This window comes from Methyloversatilis sp. MC4-4 (assembly GCF_049843555.1).
Taxonomy (GTDB): Bacteria; Pseudomonadota; Gammaproteobacteria; order Burkholderiales; family Rhodocyclaceae; genus Methyloversatilis; species Methyloversatilis discipulorum_B.
In genome coordinates this window covers 253,386-275,759 of sequence record NZ_JBBHZK010000003.1, presented here as the reverse complement: position 1 = coordinate 275,759, position 22,374 = coordinate 253,386, and the positions used below count along the sequence as shown (strand labels likewise).

The following is a 22,374-nucleotide window of genomic DNA, read 5'->3' as shown; positions in this document are numbered from 1 at the left end:
TCTGGCGGGCGACGATGTCCCGCCAATTAATCTCCCGTTAATGTTCGACGCGGGAGGTCGTAGGCCGTTCGGCCGGTGGGCATGGTCCGGTCGGACTATCGACTGGCGAGCGAACCCAGGCTGGCGAGCGCGGTATCGACGCGCGCGTCCCAGCGCACGGCACACATCAGGCGGATGCAGTTGCGGTACTTGCCTTGCGGCGAGAACAGCGGGCCGGGCGCGATGCTGATGCCTGCCGCCAGCGCGCGCGACTGCAGCGCCAGTGCGTCGATGTGCTCCGGCAGTTCCACCCACAGGATGAAGCCGCCGGCCGGGCGCGTGCAGCGCGTGCCTGGCGGGAGGTGGCGGGCGATGGCCGTCTGCATCCTTTCCATCTGCTCGGCGTACTGCCGGCGGATGCGCGCCATGTGACGCTCCGGCCGGCCGCTGGCGAGGTAGTCGGCGAGGGCGCGCTGCGGCAGCAGGGCGGTCGCCATGGTGCTGCCGTACTTGAGGCGCTCGACCTCGCGCCGCCAGCGCCCGGCGACAATCCAGCCGATGCGCAGGCCGGGCGCCAGTGTCTTGGAGAAGGACGAACACAGCAGCACGTGGCCGGTGCGGTCCCAGGCCTTGGCCACGCGCGGGCGTTCGCCGTCGTGCGCCAGCTCGCCGTAGATGTCGTCCTCGATCAGCGCGATGCCGCGACTGGACAGCATCTGCACGATGCGCCGCTTGTGCGCGTCCGGCATCAGTGCGCCGCTCGGGTTGCTGAAGCTGGTGCAGGCGAGGCAGGCCTTGACCGGCCATTTTTCGAGCGCCAGTTCGAGCGCGTCCGGGCTCAGACCGGTCTGCGCGTCGGTCGGGATTTCGAGCGCCTTCAGACCCAGCGATTCGATCAGCTGCAGGGTGCCGAAGAAGGCCGGCGACTCGATGGCGACCACGTCGCCCGGCTGCGTGGTGGCGCGCAGCGCCAGCGTGAGCGCTTCCTGGCAGCCAGTGGTGATGACGATGTCGTCGGGGTGGATCTGGCAGCCGGAGTCGACCGCGCGGCGGGCGATCTGCACGCGCAGCGCTTCTTCGCCGATGAATTCTCCGTAGCGTGCGCTGCCGGCGTCGTCGGCGCGCAGCGCGCGGCCCAAGCTGGCGCGCAGGTCCTTCACCGGCAGGAAGTCGGCGTGCGGAATGGCGGTGCTGAACACCAGCAGGTCGTCGCGGTGCGACGCGCGCATCACCTGGGCAACCCGTTCCGACATCGTCACTTCGCCCGGCGATTCGTCGTCGCAGGTCTGGCAGGCGCGTGGCGGCAGCGCCTCGGGCGTGCGCGCATAGAAGCCGGACTGCGGCCGCGCCTCCAGCCAGCCCTGCGCTTCGAGCTTGCGGTAGGCGGAAATGCAGGTGGCGATACTCAGGCCCTGCTGCAGCGCGATGCGCCGTACGGACGGCAGGCGCTGGCCCGGGGGGTAAAGACCGGCGCGGATGTCCGAGCGCAGCCGGTCGGCGAGTTGTTCGTAGCGGTTCATGCGGCGTCCTCTCGCGGTGGCGGCTGATACTGTACTGCACGGCATTTTCTGTCGACCGGTACAGTTTGCGCATACTGTTGGCGGTACAGATCCGCGTGACTATCAATTGTGTCGGTCCAAAAACAGATTCCTGTACATCGACCATCACAGTTGCCGACGGCATGATCCGGTCATCCCGTGAAGGAGTCCCGCCATGCCGATGATCACGCTGCAACTGTCCCGCCCGCTCGACGCCGAAACCCGCCTCGCCGTGATCCGCGCGGTGACCGATCTGACGGCCGAGATACTTGGCAAGAAGCGCGAACTGACCGCGTTGTCCATCGGCCACAGCGAACACTGGTCGGTCGGCGCGGAGGCGGTCGGCGGCGCGCTGACTGCCTTCCATCTTGAGGTCCGCGTCACCGCCGGCACCAACACGAAGCCGGAGAAGGCGAACTATCTTTCCGCCGTCTGGCAGTCGCTGGACGAACTGGTCGGCCCGCTGCATCCGGCCAGCTACATCGTGGTCAGCGACCTGGCGGCGGATTCATGGGGCTATGCCGGCGAAACACAGGAGTTGCGTCATGTCCGCGCACGCCTGGCTCAGTGATATGGCCCGCCGGCTGCGCGAGGTACGCCGGCAGCGGCGTGCGCGTGCAGAATTGCAGGCGATGAACGATCTCGAACTGCGCGACCTCGGTCTCGGGCGCTCGGACCTGCCGTCGGTGCTCGGAGGTCGCTTCGAGGACGGGTTTCGCGCGCAGGCGAAACGCCTGCATTGATTCAGGACCTGAAATGATCAAGGCGCACAGCCTCACCATGGCCCGTTACCACGGCTGGGCCTTCGACCGCCTGTTCGCGTCGCTCGAGGCTGTCAGCGACGCCGACTGGCGTGCCGACCACGGGCTGTTCTTCAAGAGCCTGCACGGCACGCTGAATCACCTGCTGCTGGCCGACCTGATCTGGTACGGCCGCTTCACCGGCCAGCCGCATGCGGCCGCTTCGCTCGCCGACGAAGTCGAGTCCGATCGCGCGACGCTGCGGCAACGGGTGCGTGCGCAGGCCGAGCGCTGGATCGAACTGGTCGAACGGGCCGACGAAGCCACCTTCGCGAGCCGGCTGCGCTACGCCAGCATGGCCGCTCAGCCCTGTGACGCGCCGTGGGCCGGCACGCTGCTGCATGTGTTCAATCACGCGACCCACCACCGCGGCCAGATGTCGGCGGTCGCCACGCGCCTGGGCCAGCCGGCGCCGGAGATGGACCTCGTCTACTTCCTGCGCCTGAGCGGACTGTGATCGGACACGAGCCGCGCGCGCCGGAGGACATCGAGTTCGCCGCGGCCGACGGCTACCGGCTGCGTGGTCGCCTGTGGCGACCGCTACTGGATGACGGCAGGCGGCCGGCGGTCATCATCTGCTGCGCCACCGGAGTGGCGGCGCGCTACTACGGACGCTTCGCCGCCTGGCTGTCCGCACATGGGCTGCCGGCCATGACCTTCGACTATCGCGGCATCGGCGACAGCCGTTACGGCAGCCTGCGCGGACTGCGTGCAACCAAGCACGACTGGGGCGCGCTCGACACCGACGCGGCGATCCGTACGCTGGCCGCCCGCTTCCCCGGGCGCACGCTGGTCGGCGTCGGCCACAGCATCGGGGGCTTCTGCCTCGGGTCGGCGCCGTCGAATGCGCGGCTCGCCCGACTGCTGCTGGTCGGCTCGCAATACGCCTACTGGCCGGACTACGCGCCGCGCCAGCGTGTCGGCTACCTGTTGCGCTGGCATCTGCTGATGCCGGCGCTCGCACTGGTGATGGGCTATTTCCCGGGCAAGCGTCTGGGCTGGCTGGAGGACCTGCCCCGTGGTGTAGCGCTCGAATGGGGGCTGCGGCTGTGGCCGGATTTCGACCGGCTTTACCGCTGGCTGCCCGGCGCCGGCGGCACCCCGGACGGCGACGCGGCCCGCGCCGCCTTTGCGGGCTACCGCGGCGAAGTGCTGGCCTGCGCCTCGGCCGACGACCCCTACGCGACGCCGGCGGCGATGGAACGGCTGCTCGGCTGGTTCACGCAGGCGCGTACGCGCCAGGTGCAGTTCCTGCCGGCCCGCTTCGGCCTGAACCGTATCGGCCACTTTGCGCCCTTCCACTCCGACATGCAGCGCACGCTGTGGCCGCTCGGTCTCAAATGGCTGCGCAGCCGCCGCACGGGCTGAACCCTTGCGACGGCAACTGCCGTCAGCGCGTGCTGCGCAGCAGCGACTTCATCGCGGCGTCACGCGGCAATACGTAGTCGTGCGCGGCCAGCGCGACATTGGTGGCCGGGTCGATCACCTTCAGATTGATGAACACCATGTCTTCCGCGGCGCCATAGGTGCCGACAATGACGGCGCGCGCCTGGTGCGAGCGGGCGAGATCCTTGATCTCCCGGGTGAGCATCATTTCGCCCTGGTGCTGGCGCACATACACGTTGTTGCGGAACTTCATCTCCACCATGTGGTAGCCGGCGCGCGAGAAGCGCGACGATACGTGCTCCGACACCAGCCGGCCGAGCGTGGATGACTGGTCCAGCGCATCGATGTTCACCACGGTGGCGATGATGAGCGGGTTGCCGCTGCCGATCGAATTGTCGATCTGCCCGAGCAGCGCATCGGCCGCCTTGTAGTTGGCCGGCACGAAGCGGTCGCTGGCCGCCTGTTCGTAGGTGGGATCGGGCTTGGCCGAGGACGTGCAGGCGGCCAGCGGCAGCAGGCCGGCACACAGCAGCGCGAGGACAGAGGAACGCATCTCACTGATCTCCATTCAGGCGGATGGTGTGCGTGCCGCTGCCTGCGTCGTACAGCGCGCGGTCGCCGTCGGCGACGTAATAGACATGCGTGCGGTGGGCGAGGAAGCGCTGCTCGTCGCTGACCTGCGCAGTGACGATGATTTCCGTCTGCGGCGTCGCACCGGACGCGAACTCGGAGCGGAACCAGCCGTAGGCGTCGGCGCCGGCGACGCCTGCGGTCGCCACGCCCGCCGCACTGGCGTCAGCCACGGCAAGCCCCCACAGTCCGGCCGCCAGCATGGTTGCCGTGCCGCTGTGTCTGTACTGCGGGCGATCGGCCGAGAAGCGCAGCGTGCGGGTATCGAACTCGAGCACCAGCGCGCCCTGCGGCGTGCGATTGACGGTGCGCCCCTGTTCGATCAATGCCGAAATGAGCTGCTTCTCGAAGGCGAGATTGAAGTGGGTGCGCGCGCTGCTCTCGCGTACGAACAGCGGGCGTTCGTCCTTCAGGTCGCGCGCGATCTGCGCCGCGACATCACGGGCGATGACCGACCAGTGGCCGGCCGCCTGCACCTTGGGCTGCTTCGTGGTCGGGAAATTGGTGGCGAGCGGCGTTTCGCTGTGCGACGCGGCGCAGCCGCCGAGCAATGCGCCAAGGGCGAGGGCTGTGCCCAGGTGTCGGGTGTTCATCGGACGGTCTGACCTCCCGGTTGGTGGAATCCACGAATATGCATAACGCATATACGGGGCGGAATCTACCAGAACACGGCAGGCTTGCGTCAACCGCTACGTCAGCGCGTCGTGGCGTGGCGTAGCGCGGCGGCGACGGTGGCGAAGTGGATATCGACGATGTCGGCGATGTCCTCGGCGTAGCCGCCGGCCATCGCCACCGCCAGCGGCAGGTCGTGCCTACGGCAGTAGTCGAATACCCGTGCGTCGCGTGCGGCCAGGCCCGGCTTGGTGAGCTTGAGCCGGCCGAGGCGGTCGCCCTCGAACGGATCTGCGCCGGCGAGGAAAAGGATGAACTGTGGATCGAAGCGCGCGCTCATCCGTGTCAGCGCGTCGTCGAGTGCGGCGAGGTAGGCGTCGTCGCCGCAGCCGTCGGGCAGTGCGACGTCGAGATGGCTGCGTTCCTTGCGGAAGGGGAAGTTGCGATCGCCGTGCAGCGACAGCGTGAACACGTCGTCGGCGCGCCCGAGTATTTCAGCGGTGCCGTCACCCTGGTGCACGTCGAGGTCGATGATCGCCACGCGTTCGATGCCGCACTCGGCCTGCAGCATGCGGGCGGCCACCGCCGAGTCGTTGAACACGCAATAGCCGGCGCCGCTGGCGCGCTTGGCGTGGTGGGTGCCGCCGGCCAGATTGACCGACACGCCGTCGCGCAGCGCGCTGCGACAGGCGGCCATGGTGGCGCCGGCGGAGCGGCGCGAGCGCTCTATCATCTGCGCCGACCACGGAAAGCCGATCATGCGGATTTCGTTCACGCTCAGTTCGCCGCGGCTGGCGCGATCGACGTAGCTGGCGTCGTGGGCGCGGCACAGTTCGGCGTCGGTTGCGGCCGGCGGCTCGCTCAGCGTGACGCCCGGCAGTTCTGCCGCGACGCGCTCGCGCAGCCGGCGGTACTTGTCCATCGGAAAGCGATGGGTTTCGGGCAGCGGCAGGACGAAGTGGTCGGCGTACCAGGCAAGCATGTCGTGCAGGTGGGTGGGACGGTCGCGCATTCTGACAGCCGACTGCCGGCCGCGGTTGCGACAGCTGTATCGGAACGCCTGCTGTGCCGCGCGGTCCGTAGCCGCGTGCGGAGTGCGGCGGTCTTCACTATCGCTTACCATCGGCCGCGCACTGCGCAGGACTCAGCAAGGCGCGAAGTACTGGAGCCGTAACACGACATGAAATACACGGATTTGCGCGACTTCATCGCGCAGCTCGAACGGATGGGCGAACTGAAGCGCGTCGCGCGCCCGGTGTCGCCGCACCTGGAAATGACCGAGATCTGCGACCGCGTTCTGCGCGCGCAGGGGCCGGCGGTGCTGTTCGAGCAGCCGACGGGTCACACGATGCCTGTGCTCGGCAACCTGTTCGGTACGCCGGGACGCGTGGCACTCGGCATGGGCGTCAGCGGCGACAGATGGGCGGAAGCGCTGCGCGACATCGGCCGCACGCTGTCCATGCTGAAGGAGCCGGAGCCGCCCAAGGGCCTGAAGGATGCCTGGGACAAGCTGCCGATGCTGAAGCAGGTGTTTTCGATGGCACCGAAGAAGGTGTCGTCGGCACCGTGTCAGGACGTCGTGTGGGAAGGCAGTCAGGTCGATCTGTCGCGCCTGCCGGTACAGCACTGCTGGCCGGGTGATGCGGCACCGTTGATCACCTGGGGGCTGGTGGTGACGCGCGGACCGGACAAGAAGCGGCAGAACCTCGGCATCTATCGCCAGCAGGTGATCGCGCAGGACAAGGTGATCATGCGCTGGCTGGCCCACCGCGGCGGTGCGCTCGATTTCCGCGACCACGCGCGCAGGTTTCCGGGTACGGCCTTCCCGGTTTCGGTGGTGCTGGGCTGTGATCCGGCGACGATACTGGGCGCGGTGACGCCGGTGCCGGACACGCTGTCCGAGTACCAGTTCGCCGGCCTGCTGCGTGGCAGCCGCACCGAACTGGTGAAGTGCATCGGCAACGATCTCGACGTGCCGGCCAGCGCCGAAATCGTGCTCGAAGGCGAACTGCGGCCGGATGCGAACCACCCATCCGGCTATGAGCACGCGCCAGAAGGGCCGTTCGGAGACCACACCGGTTACTACAACGAAGTGGCCGAGTTTCCGGTGTTCACGATCACGCGCATGACCCTGCGCCGCAATCCGATCTACCACTCGACCTATACCGGCAAGCCGCCGGACGAACCCGCCATGCTGGGCGTGGCGCTGAACGAGGTGTTCGTGCCGCTGCTGCAGAAGCAGTTTCCGGAAATCACCGACTTCTACCTGCCGCCCGAGGGCTGCTCCTACCGGCTGGCGGTGGTGTCGATGCGCAAGCAGTACCCGGGGCACGCCAAGCGGGTCATGTTCGGCGTATGGAGTTTCCTGCGGCAGTTCATGTACACGAAGACCATCATCGTCGTGGACGAGGACATCGACATCCGCAGCTGGCAGGAAGTGATCTGGGCGATGACCACGCGCATGGACGCGAGGCGCGATACCGTCATCGTCGACAACACGCCGATCGACTACCTCGATTTCGCCAGCCCGGTCGCCGGCCTCGGGTCGAAGATGGGGCTGGATGCGACCAACAAGTGGCCGGGCGAAACCAGCCGCGAGTGGGGACGCACGATAGAGATGGATGCCGACGTGAAGAAGCGCGTCGATGCGATGTGGTCCGAGCTCGGACTTTGACGCACGCGCTTTGATCACGAGTCGGTCTTATTTATCACGATATTCAGCGCCCTTCGCGCTGAACAGGAGTTTCGATCATGGCCATCGGCCTCTACATCATCGGCGATGAAATCCTGTCCGGCCGTCGTCAGGACGGACACTTCGCCAAAGTGCGCGAACTGCTCGCCGAGCGCGGCCTGCAGCTGTCCTGGGTGAGCTATCTGGGCGACGAACGGCCGCGTCTGATCGACGCTTTCCGTCGTTCGATGGCGACGACCGACATCGTGTTCTCCTGTGGCGGCATCGGTGTCACGCCGGACGACCACACGAGGCAGTCGGCGGCGGCGGCGCTTGGTGTCGACTGCGTGCTGCATCCGGCGGCCGAGGTCGAGATCCGCGCACGCTTCGGCGCCGAGGTAACCGAAAATCGTCTGCGTCTCGGCGAGTTTCCGGCGGGCTGCGACATCATTCCCAATCCGTTCAACCGTATTCCCGGCTTCAGCTGTGGCGATCATCACTTCGTGCCGGGCTTTCCGGAAATGGCCTGGCCGATGATGCAATGGGTCCTCGACACAAAGTACCGGCACCTGCATCACACCCGCAACTGGACGGAGGCGTCCTTCTTCGTGTTCGACGCGCACGAGAGCCGGCTGCTTGACCTGATGCAGGCGATCGAGCGCGACTATGGTGTCACCGTGTTCAGCCTGCCCAGCTTCGGCAACGCGAAACGGGCGCGGCCGCACATCGAACTGGGCGCCAAGGGCGATCCGGACAAGGTCGCCCCGGCGCTGGCAGCCATGCGTGCCGAGGTGATCCAGCGCGGCCTGGAGGTCGACGCAGACCCGCTCTGACCGGCGCCAGGCGGGCTGTCGGACCCCTGATCAAGACGCCTGTCACGGCCGGGGAGCAGATCCGATCGACATCGTCGATACGACGATTCACTATTCGCGCGGAATTTTCGTGTGGAGAGTGTTCGATGAATCGCGTGTCGGCGGCGCGTGCCTGTGTAGTGCTCACGCTTGCAGCTGCGCTGGCCGGGTGCTGGCAGATCGACGACCTCGGTGACCTGCCCGGTGGGCCGCACGTCAGCGAGGCCTACGCCATCAACGAAGGCGGTGATGTGGTCGGGTACGGCAGCGACGCGGACGGCAATCGCGCTTTCGTCTGGCGGCGGGGAGTCGGTCTGACGCCGCTGCCGCGGCCTGCGGGCACCGCCGCATGCACTGCCGCCGGCATCAATGACACGGGTCTCGTCGTCGGACACTGCCAGACGAGCGGCGGCGGCCGGAAGATCGCAGCCGTGTGGTCCGGCGGCGAGGTCGAGGCTGTCCAGTTCCCTGGCCGGCACGTGCTCAGCAGCGAACTGCTCGCGGTGAATCAGGCCGGCGACGTTGTCGGTGGTTTCCGGGAAGAGGTGGGTCGTTCATTCGTGGTCGACATTGCTTTCACCTGGCGGTACGACAGTTCGCAGCCCGTACGCAGCATCACGCCTTTGCCGTCCGATCTCGGCGGCTCGGGCGTGGCGCGCGCCATCGGACCGCTGGGCTGGATTGCCGGCCATGCGTACGTCACGCCACATCCGCCCTGGTTATGGAATCCGGCGACCGGACGTGCGCATCCGGTCGGAGAGTTGTCGGCGCCGGCCAGCACGAGCGGCGAGGCACGCGGCATCAACGACCAGCGACAGGTCGTCGGCGTTTTCGACGGACGGGGTTTCGTGTGGACGCCGGCCGGACCAGGAGAGGTGCAGGGCACGACGATCGAGATTCCGTTCGAGCCCTACGACATCAACAATCGCGGGCAGGTGGTCGGCGTACAGGGCGGGCGCGCGGTGCTCTTTGACCTCGGCACGGAGAGGCTGACGGTGCTCGAGGACCTGCCGGAGGTACGGCGGGCGGGCTGGCGTCGCCTGGCGCTGGCGCGAGCGATCAACGACAGAGGTCAGATCGCGGGCTACGGCGTCAATGTGGCGGGCGACGTGAGTGGTTTCGTGATGACTCCGGACTGAAACCCGCTGCAGTCGTGTAAACGAAAAGAGCCCCGCACAAGGCGGGGCTCTTTTCAGACTGCTCTTGAAGACTTAGGCAGCTGCCTTCTTCTTCGCGGTCGTGCTGGCGGCGCCGACGGCACGAACGGTCGCCGAGGTGGCGGCGTTCACGTTGGCTTCAGCCATTTCGACGGCTTGCTTGGCAGCCTTGGCCATGCTGTCGTAGGCGCTGTTGGCGGCGGCGATGGCCGACTTGACAGCGGCGACGGCGACGTCGGAACCGGCCGGGGCTTGCTTGGCGGCCTGATCCAGGGTCGAGGTGACAGCCTTGTTGACTTCACCGACCTGAGCTTCGACGACCTTGCTCAGTTCTTCCTGGGTTTGCGAAACGATTTCATAGACGCTGCGCGAGTAGGCAACGACCTTCTCGATCGCCGGCTGGACCAGGCCGCTCTGCAGCGACACGATCTCTTGCACGTCCTTGGCGCCCATCAGGGTCTTGGCGTTCGCGACGCTGTCTTCCAGCAGCGAACGGGCGGTGTTCAGGTTCAGAGCGGCGAGGCGCTCGGTGCTGGCGAAGGCGGTGTTGGCCAGGGTCAGCAGGGCTTCGATGCCATTCTTGTTGGCGGCGGCGAAATGTTCAGGGGTGAAGGCCATGGTGGTTATCTCCGTACATGTAGTTGAAAGAGCGACCACGACCGGGCGGTAATACCGGGAACACCCACGAGGTCACCTAAATCGTGCGACTCACTACTTACCCCAAGGGTTCGTATTGCGCTGCACCATGAACACGATTATAGGGCGGGTCGACGTGATGTCAACATGTTTTTGTTGCACTGCACACAAAAACTTTTCCGGATTATTTCTTCGCCTAAACAATGAGATGTGAACGTACGTTCATAAAAACGCAGGAGCCGGGGTGCGCTGCGTCAGATGCCGCGCCAGGGCGCTCTCAGCGCAGTTCAGACAGCAGTCGTGCTGCGGTGCGTTCGGTTTCCCGCAGGTAGGCACTGCCGAACAGCAGCGTATGGTTGAGCAGGTGATACAACCGGTAGAGGCCGCGCCTGGATGCGGCGCCGGCGTCCAGCGGGGCGCTCTTCTGATAGGCGGCGTACATGGAGATCGGGAAGCCCCCGAACAGTTCCGTCATTGCGTAGTCCGCCTCGCGATCGCCGTAATGCACGGCCGGGTCGAACACGGCAGGCTGACCATCGACCATGCCGGCATTGCCGTGCCACAGGTCTCCATGGAGCAGCGAGGCGGCCGGGCGGTATTCGAGGAAGAGGGCGGGTACGCGTTCGACGATGCCTTGCAGGTTCCGTATCAGCTCGCCGCGCATGCCTTCGGCGATCAGTCGTTCGAGTTGCGGCTGCAGGCGCTTCTGCGCATAGAAGAGTGGCCAGGTCGTGGACGTGCCGTTTTCCTGACGGCTGTCGCCGAGCCAGTTGTCGCGCGGCAGGCCATACAGCTCACCGTGTACTTCGTGCAGCGCTGCCAGCGCCTTGCCGAAAGCGCGCCCGTCTTCGTCGGTGGACACCGGTTTCAGGTCCAGCCATTCGAGCGCCAGCCAGGCGACGTCGCCGGCCGTACCGCTGCCGCGCGCGGCCGGTACCCGGAAGCAGCCGGTATCCCGCAGCAGCGCCAGTCCTTCCATCTCGGCGGCGAACACTTCTGCACGGTCGGCTGGCAGCAGCTTGACGAAAAGAGGCGTGTCGCCAGTGTCGATCCTCAGTGCGCGGCGAGTGCGACCGGGTGTCAGTTCGACAGTGCCCGTGCAGCCCACGCCAAGCGCAGTGGCGATCCGTGTCGCAAGCGCGTTCATTCGCCACCGCCCCAGCTGTCGGCCAGACGGATGTTGGCCGACGACAGCCGCGCCGCCAGCACCTGCAGGAAGGCTTCGTAGAAGCGCATGCGGCAGGTTTCGGAGGCGCGGCGGATGCGTTCGCCGTCGATCGCGAACAGCAGGCTGTCGGTGCTCGCCTGCACGTCGTTGGCGCGCAGCTTGCGGTCGCGACGGGCGATCACCGACATTTCGCCGCAGCATTCGCCGCTGGTCAGGATGTTCAGCGTGCGGCCCGACTTGCATACCGCCAGCTCACCCTCGACCAGCACGTAGAGACGGTCACCCTGTTCACCGTCCTTCATCAGCAGCGTGCCGGCGGCGACGCGCTCCTGGCGTGCGAAGTGAGCGACCTCCCACAGTTCGACGTCGCTGAAGTCATTGAAGAAGGCCAGCGTGCGCAGCAACCGGAAGTGCTCGGCGGCGCCCGATTCGTCCTCGCGCGGCTTGAGCCGGCGGTTGCGGAAGGCCTGTGCCAGGTCGTGCGTGAACTCGGCCCAGGTCGCGTAGCGCAGCGCAATGTCCTTCTGCATCGCACGCGCTACGACGGCGTCCAGTGCGGGTGGCAGGCCCGGACGGTGCACCGACGGCGGAGGCGGTTCGACGTGGATGATCTGATACACAAGGCTGTACTTGTTGCTTGCCTGGAAGGGCAGCTCGCCCGCCAGCAACTGGTAGAGCACGACGCCCAGCGAGTAGATGTCGGTCTGGTGGTTCAGCGGCATCTCGCGCACCTGCTGCGGGCTCATGTAGGCCGGCGAACCGACGCCCTCGACCTGGGTGCGCTCGTTGGCGGTGAACAGTGCCGCGCCGAAATCGGTCAGCTTCAGTTCGCCGTCGCGGGTGAGCAGGATGTTGGCCGGCTTGATGTCGCGATGCGTGATGCCCAGCTGGCACGCGTAGTCGAGTGCGCGCGTGCACTTGAACATCAGTTCGACGATGCGCTCCACCGGCAGCAGACCGGGACGCTGCACGTGCGCCTCCAGCGTGCCGCCGGCGACGTACTCCATCACGATATAGGCCTGATCGCCGGTCACCACCGCGTCGTGGATGGCGACGATGTGCGGATGCTGCAGCTTGTCGGCGAGCGAAGCTTCGTTGATCAGCAGATTGCGGTGCAGTCTGCCGCGCGCGTGGTCGTTCAGCACGTCCGGGTCGATGCACTTGATCGCCACTTCGCGCTGCGTCTGCGGATCCCAGGCCAGCCAGACGGTGCTGGTGCTGCCGCGGCCGATGATGCGCCTGAGCTGGTAGCGGCCCAGCGAGCTGCCGGGTGCGGGGACGTCGGGCGGGGTCGGCGGCGCGGGTGTCTGCATCCGCTCAGACACCGGTCAGGCGTTGGTTGGCCAGCGACAGCCGCTCGACCAGGATGCGCAGGAAGGCGCGGTCGAAGCGGTGGCGGCAGGCTTCCGACGCGTGTTCGAGCGCCGCGTTGGCGAGGTGGATCACCACCGCCTCGGACAGCGTGGACACGTCGGCGCCGCGGGTGCCGCGCTCCGGCGTCAGCCAGGCCATCTCGCCGACGCATTCGCCGGCCGACAGCACGTTGAGCAGCTTGCGTCCCTTGGTCACCTTCACTTCGCCTTCCGCGACGATGAAGAAACCGTCGCCCGGGTCGCCCTCGCGCAGCAGCATCTGGCCGCCGGCCACGCGGTGCCATTCGCCCAGACGCACCACCTCCCACAGCTCGACGTCGGAAAAATCGCGGAAGAAGGCGAGCCGGCGCAGCGAATTGAACTTCTCGCTGTCGGCAATGCGATTGCCGTGGTCGCGCTGCGCCTCGGTACGGAAGGCCTCGGCGAGGTCGAAGGAAAAGGCATCCCAGCTCGGGTAGCGGTCGTCGAGCGATTTCTGCAGCGCGCGCATCACGATGTCGTCCAGAACCGACGGCAACTCCGGACGCAGCGCCGACGGCGGTACCGGATCGGCGTGGGTGATCTGGTACATCATGCTGAAGTTGTTGCTGCCCTGGAATGGCAGCTGGCCGGTCAGCAGCTGGTACATCACCACGCCGAGCGAAAAGATGTCGGTCTGGTGATTGAGCGGGTGTTCCTTGATCTGCTGCGGACTCATGTAGGCCGGCGAGCCGACGCCCGACACCTGGGTCTCGGTGGCCGAAACCGACATCGCGGCGCCGAAATCCGACACCTTCACATTGGTGCCGCCGACGGCTGCGCCGTCCTCGACGCGCATGATGTTGGCCGGCTTCAGGTCGCGGTGGATGACGCCCAGTCGCCACGCGAAGTCGAGCGCGCGCGTGCACTTGAAGATGATTTCCAGCACGTCGCCGACCGGCAGCAACCGGTCGGCCGAGATATACGGCTCCAGCGTGCCGCCCGGCACATACTCCATCACGATGTAGGCCGGGTCGGCGTCGGCCACCGCGTCGTAGATCTGCACGATGTGCGGGTGGGTGAGCTTGCCCGCCAGCGAGGCCTCGGCGACGAAGAACTTGCGCTGGTAGCGCTCGGACTTGCTGCCGCTGGCGCCAGTGTCGTCGCCGCGGGCAACGATCTTGATGGCCACGTCGCGCCGGCCGAAAGGGTCGTGCGCGAGGAACACCTTGGACGTGGCGCCTTCGCCGAGCAGGCGCTGGATGCGGTACTTGCCGAGCAGGTCCATGTCAGCGTGGGGCCGGTGACAGGCGTCGCGCGGTCGCTCCGGTGCGTGTGATGCCTGTCGGTTTCAAGCGGATTCTCCCGTTCAGCCGGTCGCCAGCCGCGCGCGAGCGCGGACGATGGCGGCGCGCACCTGCTCCGGTGCGGTGCCGCCGATGTGGTTGCGGGCGGACAGCGAACCTTCGACCGTCAGCACCGCGAACACCGATTCATCGACCAGCGGCGAGAAGGACTTGAGCTCGTCCAGCGTGAGGTCGGACACGTCGCAGCCCTTCTGCTCGGCCAGCCGCACCGCGCGGGCGACTGCCTCGTGCGCGTCGCGGAAAGGCAGGCCACGCTTGACCAGCCAGTCGGCGAGGTCGGTGGCGGTGGCGTAACCCTGGCGCAGCGCGCTCTTCATCGCCTCGGCCTTGACCCGCACGTTGAACACCTTGCTGCCGTCGGCGCCCGTCGTGCTGCCCATCATGTCGGCGTAGATGCGCAGCGTGTCGATCACCGTGTCGGCAGCGTCGAACAGCGGTTCCTTGTCTTCCTGATTGTCCTTGTTGTAGGCCAGCGGCTGCCCCTTCATCAGCGTGAGCAGCGCCACCAGGCTGCCGTTCACGCGGCCGGTCTTGCCGCGCACCAGTTCCGGCACGTCCGGGTTCTTCTTCTGCGGCATGATGGACGAGCCGGTGCAGAAGCGGTCGGCCAGGTCGATGAAACCGACGCGCGGGCTCATCCACAGGATGAGCTCTTCCGACAGCCGCGACAGGTGGGTCATCAGCAGGCTGCTGGCGGCGCAGAATTCGATCGCGAAGTCGCGGTCGGACACCGCGTCCAGCGAGTTGAAGCAGACTTCGTCGAAGCCCAGTTCGGCGGCGACGAATTCGCGGTCGATCGGGAAGGTGGTGCCAGCCAGCGCGGCGGAGCCGAGCGGCAGCCGGTTGGTGCGCTTGCGGCAGTCGGCGAAGCGCTCGGCGTCACGCCGCAGCATTTCGAAATAGGCCATCAGGTGGTGGCCGAAGGTGACCGGCTGCGCCACCTGCAGGTGGGTGAAGCCGGGCAGCGGCGTGGCGGCGTGGTGTTCGGCCAGGTCGAGCACGGCACGCTGGAAGTCGGCGATCAGCGCGAGAATGGTGTCGATCGCGTCGCGCAGCCACAGCCGGATGTCGGTCGCCACCTGGTCGTTGCGGCTGCGGCCGGTGTGCAGGCGCTTGCCGGCGTCACCGACCAGCGCGGTCAGGCGCTTCTCAATATTCAGGTGCACGTCCTCGTCGTCGAGGTTCCAGTCGAACTGGCCGGCTTCGATTTCCTGCGTGATCTGTGCCATGCCCGAGCGGATGGCGTCGAGATCGGCTTGCGCGATGATGCCCTGCTTTGCCAGCATGGCGGCATGGGCCAGCGAGCCGCGGATGTCCTGCCGCCACATGCGTTGGTCGAAGAACACCGAAGCGGTATAACGCTTCACCAGATCGGACACGGGCTCGGAAAAACGGCCCGACCACGCCTTGGTCGGCTCGGACTGCGAAGATGCGCTCATGATGGAAAGAAGTTCGGCACGCTGCGAGAAACCGTCAATTATAGGCCAGCGGGGCGCAAAGCCCGACGCGCCGGCCGGCGTGCGTCCGGCGTGGGAGCTGACATGAGGCCGGCGCGCGCACCCGACTGGCGCAATCTCGGCGTGATGCTGCGCACCGTGCTGCTGGTGAACGCGCTGGCTGCGCTGGCGCTGCTGGCGCGCAACCGCAGCTGGGACGCGCTGCCGCTCGATGCGGCGGAAATGGCGGCGAGGGTCGAGCCGGCGCTGATTCTGTCGCTGCTGCTGCTCTATCTGATGGCGCCGTTGTTCACCAGGCTCCGCGCGCGCAGCGGCTGGGCGCTGACCGGTCTGGTCGCGCTCGGCAGCGTGCTCGCGACGACCGCGCTCGGCGGCTGGGACGTCGACTCGGTACCGTCCTGGCCGGTGCGCGAGGCGATGTGGGCGCTGCTGGCGGCCGCTGCCGCGATGACCTATTTCACCGTGCAGGAGCGCGCGCTCGGTCCGGCCATCGCGCAGGCGCGGCTGATGGCGCTGTCGGCGCGCATCCGGCCGCACTTCCTGTTCAACAGCCTGAATGCGGTGCTTGGCATCATGCGCGAGGACCCGCGTCGGGCCGAGCGCGCGCTGGAGGAGCTGTCCGACCTGTTCCGCGTGCTGATGCGCGAGAACCGCGATCTGGTCACGCTGGGTGACGAGTTGGCGCTGTGTCGCCAGTACATCGCACTGGAGACGCTGCGCCTGGGCGAACGACTGAGCGTGCGCTGGCAGACCGACGGCTGCCCGGCCGACGCACGGGTACCGCCGCTGATGCTGCAGCCGCTGCTGGAGAACGCGGTGTATCACGGCGTCGAGCCGCTGGCTGGCAACGGCGAGGTCAGGGTGAGCGTGCAGCGGGCCGGTGGCGACGTGGTGGTCGAGATCGACAATCCGGCGCCGCCGCGCGACGGTGCCGGCGGGCACGGCAGCGGCAACCGGATGGCGCTGGACAATATCCGCGAGCGGCTGATGCTGTTCTTCGACCTCGAAGCGCAACTGGAAGCAGGCGAGCAGGACGGCCTGTACCGGGTGCGCATCCGCTTTCCGTACCGGGTGGGGGCCTGAGCATGCTGCGTGTGTTCATCGCTGACGACGAAGCCCCGGCCCGCCTGCGACTGCGCGCGCTGCTGTCCGACATCGAGGCCGAACTGCCGAACCGGGTGGTCGGCGAGGCTGCGAACGGACAGGAGGCGCTGGAACGTCTGTCCGCGCTGACTGCCGACGATCAGGCCGACGTTGCGCTGGTCGACATCCGCATGCCCGGCATGGACGGTGTCGAACTGGCGACGCGCCTGGCGGCATTGCCGCGGCCGCCGATACTCGTGTTCTGCACTGCCTACGACCAGTACGCGGTGCGCGCGAACCGGCTGCTCGACGCGCTGCGCCGGGTACCGGAGCGGCGGGCACGGCCGGTTGAGGCCGGGCGCACCCAGTTGTCGTGCAGCGAACGCGGCCGCATCCTGCTGCTGCCGGTGGCCGACATCCTCTATCTGCGCGCCGAACTGAAATACGTAACGGCGCGCACCGTTGCACGCGAATACCTGCTGGAGGAAGCGTTGGCTGCCCTGGAGCAGGAGTTCGCCCGGCGCTTCGTGCGCATACACCGCAACTGCCTGGTGGCGCGCGACGCGGTGGTCGGCTTCGAACACGTGCGTGATGGCGCCGAAGGACACTGGGCGGTCGTGCTGAGGGGCCTGGACGAACGCCTGCCGGTGAGCCGGCGGCAATGGGCGCAGGTCAGGGCGGAGTTCGCCGACATCCGGGGGACGGAGCGCGGCTGAGGTCGGCCTTGCATGGCCGACCGGTCTCGCAGGCGCGAAGCAGTGCTTCGCGAAACCCCTGCTTCACCCACGGTTCGCCTTGCAGGGCAAACCGGTTCGATGGGCGGCGAGCAGTGCTCGCCGGAACAGATGCTACGGAAGTCGGCCCTGCATGGCCGACCCATTCGGTGAGCGCCGAGCAGTGCTCGGCGAAACCCTCACCTCATCACCCACTGTTTCTCAGCGCGGCCGCCACGCCGTTGATGGTCAGGTGGATCGACCGGCGGGTGCGTTCGTGGCGGTTGCCGGCGCGGAAGCGGCGCAGCAGTTCGACCTGCAGGTGATTCAGCGGCTCGATGTAGGGGAAGCGGTTGCGGATCGAGCGCGCGAGCAGCGGATTGGTCGACAGCAGCTCCGGCGCACCGGTGATCTGGCGCACCGCGTCCAGCGTCGCCTGCCATTCGGCGCGGATGCGCGTGAAGATGGCGGTGCGCAGCGCCTCGTCCTCGACCAGTTCGGCGTAGCGGCTGGCGATCGCGATGTCGGTCTTCGACAGCACCATGTCCATATTGGAAATGAGCGTGGCGAAGAAGGGCCACTCGTGCACCATGGCCTGCAGCCGCGCCATGCCATCGGCGTGCTGGGTGCGGTACTCGTTCACCGCCGACCCGAAGCCGAACCAGCCGGGCAGCATGAGCCGGCACTGCGACCACGAAAACACCCACGGGATGGCGCGCAGGTCCTCGATCTTCTGCCCCTTCTTGCGCGAAGCCGGGCGCGAGCCGATGTTCAGCTCGGCAATTTCGGTGATGACGGTCGATTCCCAGAAATACTTCTCGAAGCCCGGGGTTTCATAGACCAGATTGCGGTAGGCCTTGAAGGCGTAGCCCGACAGCTCTTCCATCGCGTCGGTGAATTCCGGCGGTGCGGCGGCCTCGCGCTTGCCCAGCAGCGTCGCTTCGAAGGTGGCCGCGGCCAGCACTTCGAGGTTGCGTCGACCGACGTCCGGATTGGAGTACTTGGAGGCGATCACTTCGCCCTGTTCGGTGATGCGGATCTGCCCCTGCACCGCGCCGCCGGGCTGTGCCAGGATGGCCTGGAAGCTCGGACCGCCGCCGCGGCCGACCGAACCGCCGCGGCCATGGAACAGGCGCAGCCGCACGCCGTGGCGCTTGAACACCTGCACCAGCTTGGTTTCCGCCTTGTACAGCTCCCAGCCGGAGGTGAGGAAACCGCCGTCCTTGTTCGAATCGGAATAGCCCAGCATCACTTCCTGCGTGAGGGCGCGGGCGTCCAGCAGCACGCGCCAGATCGGAATCGTAAAGAGCCGGTCCATGATGCGCGGTGCGTTGCGCAGGTCACCGATGGTTTCAAACAGCGGGATGATGTTCATCGCCGCCTGCCGCTCGTGCACGTTGAGCAGGCCGACTTCCTTCAGGATGAGCGCGACTTCCAGCATGTCGGACACGCCGTCGGTCTTCGAAATGATGTAGTTCGGCAGCGCCGCTTCGCCGTAAAGCTTGTGCATTTCGGCGGCCGTGCGCGCGATCGCCAGCTCGCCCTCGGTTTCGGCCGAGAACTGCATGAAGGGCGCGGTCAGCGGGCGCGGTGTGCCCAGTTCGTTGATCAGCACCTCGATGCGCTGCTCCTCGCGCAGTTCGAGGTAGTTGTTGCAGACGTGGGCATTGGCCAGCAGTTCGGCGATCACCCGCTCGTGCACATCCGAGTTCTGGCGCAGATCGAGTGCCGCCAGATGGAAGCCGAAAACGCGTGCGGCGTGGCGCAGGCGGCGCAGCCGGCCGCGCGCGATCAACGCCGACTTGTGGCTGACCAGCGAATCGTGGATCACGTCGAGGTCGCGCACGAATTCTGCGGCGTCGGTGTAGGGATCGGCGTCGCCGACCGCTTTCCACAGCGCCTCGTGCTGGTCCAGCGTGCGGGCGGTGACCGCCAGGCGGGCGTAGATGCCGGCCAGTGCGCGGCGGTACAGCTCGTCCTCGCGGTGCGGCGACTTGTCGGGTGCGGTGGCGGCCAGCACGCGCAGTTCGTCGCTGACGTTGTTCAGCAGCGTGGTCGGCGACAGGTCGGTGTCCAGGATGTGCACCTGGGTCAGGTAGTAATCCAGAGCCTTGGACGACTGCACGCGCAGCGTCGCGCGCAGCACGTCGGCGGTGACGAAAGGATTGCCGTCGCGGTCGCCGCCTATCCACGAGCCCATGCGCAGGAAGCTGCCGATTTCGCGCTTGTGTTCGGGGAAGGCCGCTTCGAGCTGGTCCTCGACCGCGTTGTAGACGCGCGGCAGTTCGCGCAGGAAGGTGTAGTCGTAGAACGACAGGCCGTTGATCACCTCGTCGGCCACCGACAGCCGGGTGCGCCGCAGCATGCGCGTCTGCCATAGCGAGGTGATGGTGCGGCGCACCGCCTCATCGCGCTCTTCCAGCTCTTCCGGCGTCAGTCGCATGCGGTCGCGCTCGTCGATCAGGCGGGCGATCTTCATTTCCTGGCTGAGGATGCTCTTGCGCTGCACCTCGGTCGGATGTGCGGTCAGCACCGGCACCACCAGGCCGTCGCGGAAGAAGGCGAGGATTTCCTCGGCCGGGATCTGGGCATCGAGCGCCTTGGCGAGCGCGTTGGCCAGCGTGCCCGGGCGCGGCGGGTCACCGGCTATGGCATGGGCGCGGGCGCGGCGGATATGGTGCTGGTCCTCGGCGATGTTGGCCAGATGCAGGAAATAGCTGAAGGCGCGTACAACGATGATGGTGTCGTCGTCCGACAGGCCATTCAGCAGCTTGGCCAGTTCGGCGCGCGCGTCGAGGTCGTCGTCGCGGCGGAAGCGCACGCACAGCTGGCGTACGTTCTCGATCAGTTCGAACATGCGGCTGCCTTCCTGCTCGCGCACCACGTCGCCCAGCATGCGGCCGAGCAGGCGGATGTCGTCGAACAGCGGCTGGTCCTTGTCGTGCGTGGCGCGATCGTGCACCGCAACCGGCGTCTGGGCCTGTTGATTCACTGGCAATCCTTCCTCGAAGAGGGTCCTGAATGAGTGTCTGATTCATGCGCGCCGCCGGCCTGCTCTGGCCGAGGCGATGCGATGTTCCATCCGGGGCTGCTAGAATTCGGGCCGATTCGCGCGCTGCCTGTAGGCACTCGCTCACGCTGGCGCGCGGTGTGTTCACCTAACTGATCACCACACGCCTATTTTCCATATGGATCATCCGGCCGGCCCGGCGGACCTCATTGCGGCGGATCGCGCGCAGTCGGTACCGCAGCAGGAAACCCAAGCTTACCCGAAGCCCGGGCGCATCGTGATCGCATCGCGCGAGTCGCGGCTCGCCATGTGGCAGGCGGAACACGTGCGTGACAGACTGTCATCGCTGTACCCGGGTACGACCGTCGACATCCTCGGCATGACCACGCGCGGCGACCAGATTCTCGACCGCCCGCTGGCCAAGGTCGGCGGCAAAGGGCTGTTCGTCAAGGAACTGGAAACCGCCCTGCTCGAAGGCCGCGCCGACCTGGCCGTGCATTCGATGAAGGACGTCCCGATGACGCTGGCCGACGAGTTCGCGCTGGTCGCCACGCTCGAGCGCGAAGTGCCGCAGGACGCCTTCGTGTCTTCGCGCTACGCCAGTCTCGACGAACTGCCGCCGGGTGCCGTGGTCGGCACCTCCAGCCTGCGGCGCGAGTCGCAGCTGCGTGCGAACTTCCCCTATCTCGCGGTGAGCAGCTTGCGCGGCAATCTGGATACCCGCCTGCGCAAGCTCGACGAGGGTCAGTACGACGCGATCATCCTCGCCGCGGCCGGCCTCAAGCGACTCGGGCTGGGCGATCGCATCCGCTCGCTGCTGCCGGTCGAATTGTCGCTGCCGGCAGCCGGTCAGGGCGCGCTCGGCATCGAGGCGCTGTCGTCGCGGCCGGAAGTGGCGGCCTGGCTGGCGCCGCTGGTGTGCGGTACCAGCGAAGCCTGCGTTCGCGCCGAACGTTCGGTGTCGCGCGCGCTGGCCGGTTCCTGCGAAGTGCCGCTGGCCGCCTACTGCGTGCTCGACGGTGGCGCGCTGTGGCTGCGCGCGCGCGTCGCGATGCCCGATGGCTCGCGTATCGCGATGGCCGAGGCGCGCGGCAATATCGCGCAGCCGGACGAACTGGCTGCCGTCTGTGTCGAGGCCCTGCTTGCGGACGGCGCACAGGCCATCCTCGACGATCTGGCCGGACGATGAATCCGCGCGGCGCGCTGAGCGGACGCGGCGTGCTGGTCAGCCGCCCGCGCGCGCAGGCGGCTGCGCTCAGCGACGCGATACGCGCGGCCGGTGGTCATCCGCTCGAATTTCCGCTGATCGACATCGAGCCGCTGGCTGACACCGCGGCGGTGACAGCGGCCGCGGCGACGCTGGACGATGCGGCACTCGCGGTGTTCGTCAGCGCCAACGCGGTCAACCATGCACTCGACCTGATCCTGCCGCGGCGTGCCTGGCCGGCAGCACTGCCGGCCGCCACGGTGGGCGAGCAGTCGGCGCAGGCGCTGCGCGCGCGCGGCATCGCCCGCGTGCTCGTGCCGCAGCAGGGCCGCTTCGATTCCGAGGCGCTGCTGGCGCTGCCCGAACTGTCGGCTGCCGCGCTGGCCGGACGCCGGGTGCTCATCTTCCGCGGCGACGGCGGGCGCGAACTGCTCGGCGACACGCTGCGCGCGCGCGGCGCGACGGTCGAACACATCACCTGCTACCGGCGCGTGCCGCCGCGCGATGGCGCACCGCTGTGCGAGGCCGTACGAGGCGACGCACTGCACGCGCTGACCATCACCTCGTCGGAGTCGCTGCGCAATCTGCTGGCACTGCCCGGCCTGGACTGCGCCGACGCGCTGCGCGCGCTGCCGCTGTTCGCGCCACACGCGCGCATTGCCGAGCAGGCACGCGAACAGGGCTTTGCCCGCGTGATCGAAACCGATCCCGCCGATGCCGGCCTGATGGCCGGCCTGACCGATTACTTTTCGTCGCCGTCGCGCGACCTTCACTGACG

Annotated in this window: 21 protein-coding genes; 11 read left to right on the top strand and 10 right to left on the bottom strand. The window is 67.3% G+C overall.

The window, feature by feature from the left end; translation table 11 throughout:
• Positions 1–95: 95 nt before the first annotated feature.
• Positions 96–1,499: a PLP-dependent aminotransferase family protein gene (locus WDZ97_RS14285; protein WP_425763186.1), complete on the bottom strand. Its 1,404-nt coding sequence runs from the start codon at positions 1,497–1,499 to the stop codon at positions 96–98.
• A 193-nt stretch (positions 1,500–1,692) separates the two neighbouring features.
• Between WDZ97_RS14285 and WDZ97_RS14280 the strand changes: the two genes are divergently transcribed.
• Genes WDZ97_RS14280 through WDZ97_RS14265 form a run of 4 tightly spaced genes read left to right on the top strand, consistent with a single transcriptional unit; the run spans position 1,693 to position 3,685 of the window.
• A complete protein-coding gene (locus WDZ97_RS14280) occupies positions 1,693–2,088 on the top strand; it encodes a tautomerase family protein (RefSeq protein WP_304000453.1) in 396 nt (131 codons plus the stop codon).
• Positions 2,063–2,260 carry a DUF1127 domain-containing protein gene (locus WDZ97_RS14275; protein WP_304000452.1) on the top strand — a complete coding sequence of 66 codons (198 nt, stop codon included), beginning with the start codon at positions 2,063–2,065 and terminating at the stop codon, positions 2,258–2,260. The genes WDZ97_RS14280 and WDZ97_RS14275 overlap by 26 nt, the downstream gene beginning before the upstream one ends.
• 13 nt (positions 2,261–2,273) lie before the next feature.
• A complete protein-coding gene (locus WDZ97_RS14270) occupies positions 2,274–2,774 on the top strand; it encodes a DinB family protein (protein WP_425763185.1) in 501 nt (166 codons plus the stop codon).
• Positions 2,771–3,685, top strand: coding sequence for a serine aminopeptidase domain-containing protein (locus WDZ97_RS14265; RefSeq protein WP_425763184.1), 915 nt, complete (start codon positions 2,771–2,773; stop codon positions 3,683–3,685). The genes WDZ97_RS14270 and WDZ97_RS14265 overlap by 4 nt, the downstream gene beginning before the upstream one ends.
• Before the next feature lie 22 nt (positions 3,686–3,707).
• On the opposite strand, the gene WDZ97_RS14260 is transcribed toward WDZ97_RS14265, so the two are convergent.
• The 3 genes from WDZ97_RS14260 to WDZ97_RS14250 form a co-directional block, all read right to left on the bottom strand.
• Entirely contained in the window at positions 3,708–4,256 is a 549-nt protein-coding gene (locus tag WDZ97_RS14260; protein WP_304000449.1) for a FlgO family outer membrane protein, read from the bottom strand.
• A 1-nt stretch (position 4,257) separates the two neighbouring features.
• Complete coding sequence (locus WDZ97_RS14255; RefSeq protein ID WP_425763183.1) at positions 4,258–4,926, bottom strand: hypothetical protein; 669 nt, start codon at positions 4,924–4,926, stop codon at positions 4,258–4,260.
• Between the two features lie 101 nt (positions 4,927–5,027).
• Positions 5,028–5,957: a histone deacetylase family protein gene (locus WDZ97_RS14250; RefSeq protein ID WP_425763182.1), complete on the bottom strand. Its 930-nt coding sequence runs from the start codon at positions 5,955–5,957 to the stop codon at positions 5,028–5,030.
• Between the two features lie 168 nt (positions 5,958–6,125).
• Between WDZ97_RS14250 and ubiD the strand changes: the two genes are divergently transcribed.
• From ubiD to WDZ97_RS14235, 3 genes are all read left to right on the top strand, one after another.
• Complete coding sequence (gene ubiD / locus WDZ97_RS14245; RefSeq protein ID WP_425763181.1) at positions 6,126–7,619, top strand: 4-hydroxy-3-polyprenylbenzoate decarboxylase; 1,494 nt, start codon at positions 6,126–6,128, stop codon at positions 7,617–7,619.
• A 77-nt stretch (positions 7,620–7,696) separates the two neighbouring features.
• Positions 7,697–8,449, top strand: a complete 753-nt coding sequence (locus WDZ97_RS14240; protein WP_425763180.1) for a competence/damage-inducible protein A — start codon at positions 7,697–7,699, stop codon at positions 8,447–8,449.
• Positions 8,450–8,574: 125 nt separating this feature from the next.
• Positions 8,575–9,606: an HAF repeat-containing protein gene (locus WDZ97_RS14235; protein ID WP_425763179.1), complete on the top strand. Its 1,032-nt coding sequence runs from the start codon at positions 8,575–8,577 to the stop codon at positions 9,604–9,606.
• 72 nt (positions 9,607–9,678) lie between these two features.
• Here WDZ97_RS14235 and WDZ97_RS14230 read toward each other — a convergent pair whose 3' ends face one another.
• From WDZ97_RS14230 to argH, 5 genes are all read right to left on the bottom strand, one after another.
• Positions 9,679–10,242, bottom strand: coding sequence for a phasin family protein (locus tag WDZ97_RS14230; RefSeq protein ID WP_020165799.1), 564 nt, complete (start codon positions 10,240–10,242; stop codon positions 9,679–9,681).
• A 295-nt stretch (positions 10,243–10,537) separates the two neighbouring features.
• Entirely contained in the window at positions 10,538–11,407 is an 870-nt protein-coding gene (locus tag WDZ97_RS14225) for a fructosamine kinase family protein (RefSeq protein ID WP_425763178.1), read from the bottom strand.
• Positions 11,404–12,741 (bottom strand): protein kinase domain-containing protein, encoded by a 1,338-nt coding sequence (locus WDZ97_RS14220; protein WP_425763177.1) that lies wholly within the window; start codon positions 12,739–12,741, stop codon positions 11,404–11,406. The genes WDZ97_RS14225 and WDZ97_RS14220 overlap by 4 nt, the downstream gene beginning before the upstream one ends.
• Positions 12,742–12,745: 4 nt before the next feature.
• On the bottom strand, positions 12,746–14,047 hold the full coding sequence (locus tag WDZ97_RS14215) for a protein kinase domain-containing protein (RefSeq protein ID WP_425763176.1): 1,302 nt from the start codon (positions 14,045–14,047) through the stop codon (positions 12,746–12,748).
• Positions 14,048–14,128: 81 nt separating this feature from the next.
• Positions 14,129–15,565 carry an argininosuccinate lyase gene (gene argH, locus WDZ97_RS14210; protein WP_304000440.1) on the bottom strand — a complete coding sequence of 479 codons (1,437 nt, stop codon included), beginning with the start codon at positions 15,563–15,565 and terminating at the stop codon, positions 14,129–14,131.
• 102 nt (positions 15,566–15,667) lie between these two features.
• Here argH and WDZ97_RS14205 point away from each other — a divergent pair, with 102 nt between their 5' ends.
• Together WDZ97_RS14205 and WDZ97_RS14200 are read left to right on the top strand one after the other, a co-directional pair.
• Positions 15,668–16,666, top strand: coding sequence for a sensor histidine kinase (locus tag WDZ97_RS14205; protein ID WP_425763175.1), 999 nt, complete (start codon positions 15,668–15,670; stop codon positions 16,664–16,666).
• Positions 16,667–16,668: 2 nt separating this feature from the next.
• Entirely contained in the window at positions 16,669–17,382 is a 714-nt protein-coding gene (locus WDZ97_RS14200) for a LytR/AlgR family response regulator transcription factor (protein WP_425763174.1), read from the top strand.
• 205 nt (positions 17,383–17,587) lie between these two features.
• Here WDZ97_RS14200 and ppc read toward each other — a convergent pair whose 3' ends face one another.
• Positions 17,588–20,371 (bottom strand): phosphoenolpyruvate carboxylase, encoded by a 2,784-nt coding sequence (ppc, locus tag WDZ97_RS14195; protein ID WP_304000437.1) that lies wholly within the window; start codon positions 20,369–20,371, stop codon positions 17,588–17,590.
• Positions 20,372–20,567: 196 nt separating this feature from the next.
• On the opposite strand from ppc, the gene hemC reads away from it, so the two are divergent.
• A complete protein-coding gene (hemC, locus tag WDZ97_RS14190; protein ID WP_304000435.1) occupies positions 20,568–21,578 on the top strand; it encodes a hydroxymethylbilane synthase in 1,011 nt (336 codons plus the stop codon).
• The gene (locus WDZ97_RS14185; protein ID WP_304000434.1) at positions 21,575–22,372 is read left to right on the top strand and encodes a uroporphyrinogen-III synthase; all 798 of its coding nucleotides are present in this window, start codon (positions 21,575–21,577) and stop codon (positions 22,370–22,372) included. Before hemC ends, WDZ97_RS14185 begins: the two co-directional genes overlap by 4 nt.
• Positions 22,373–22,374: the final 2 nt, after the last annotated feature.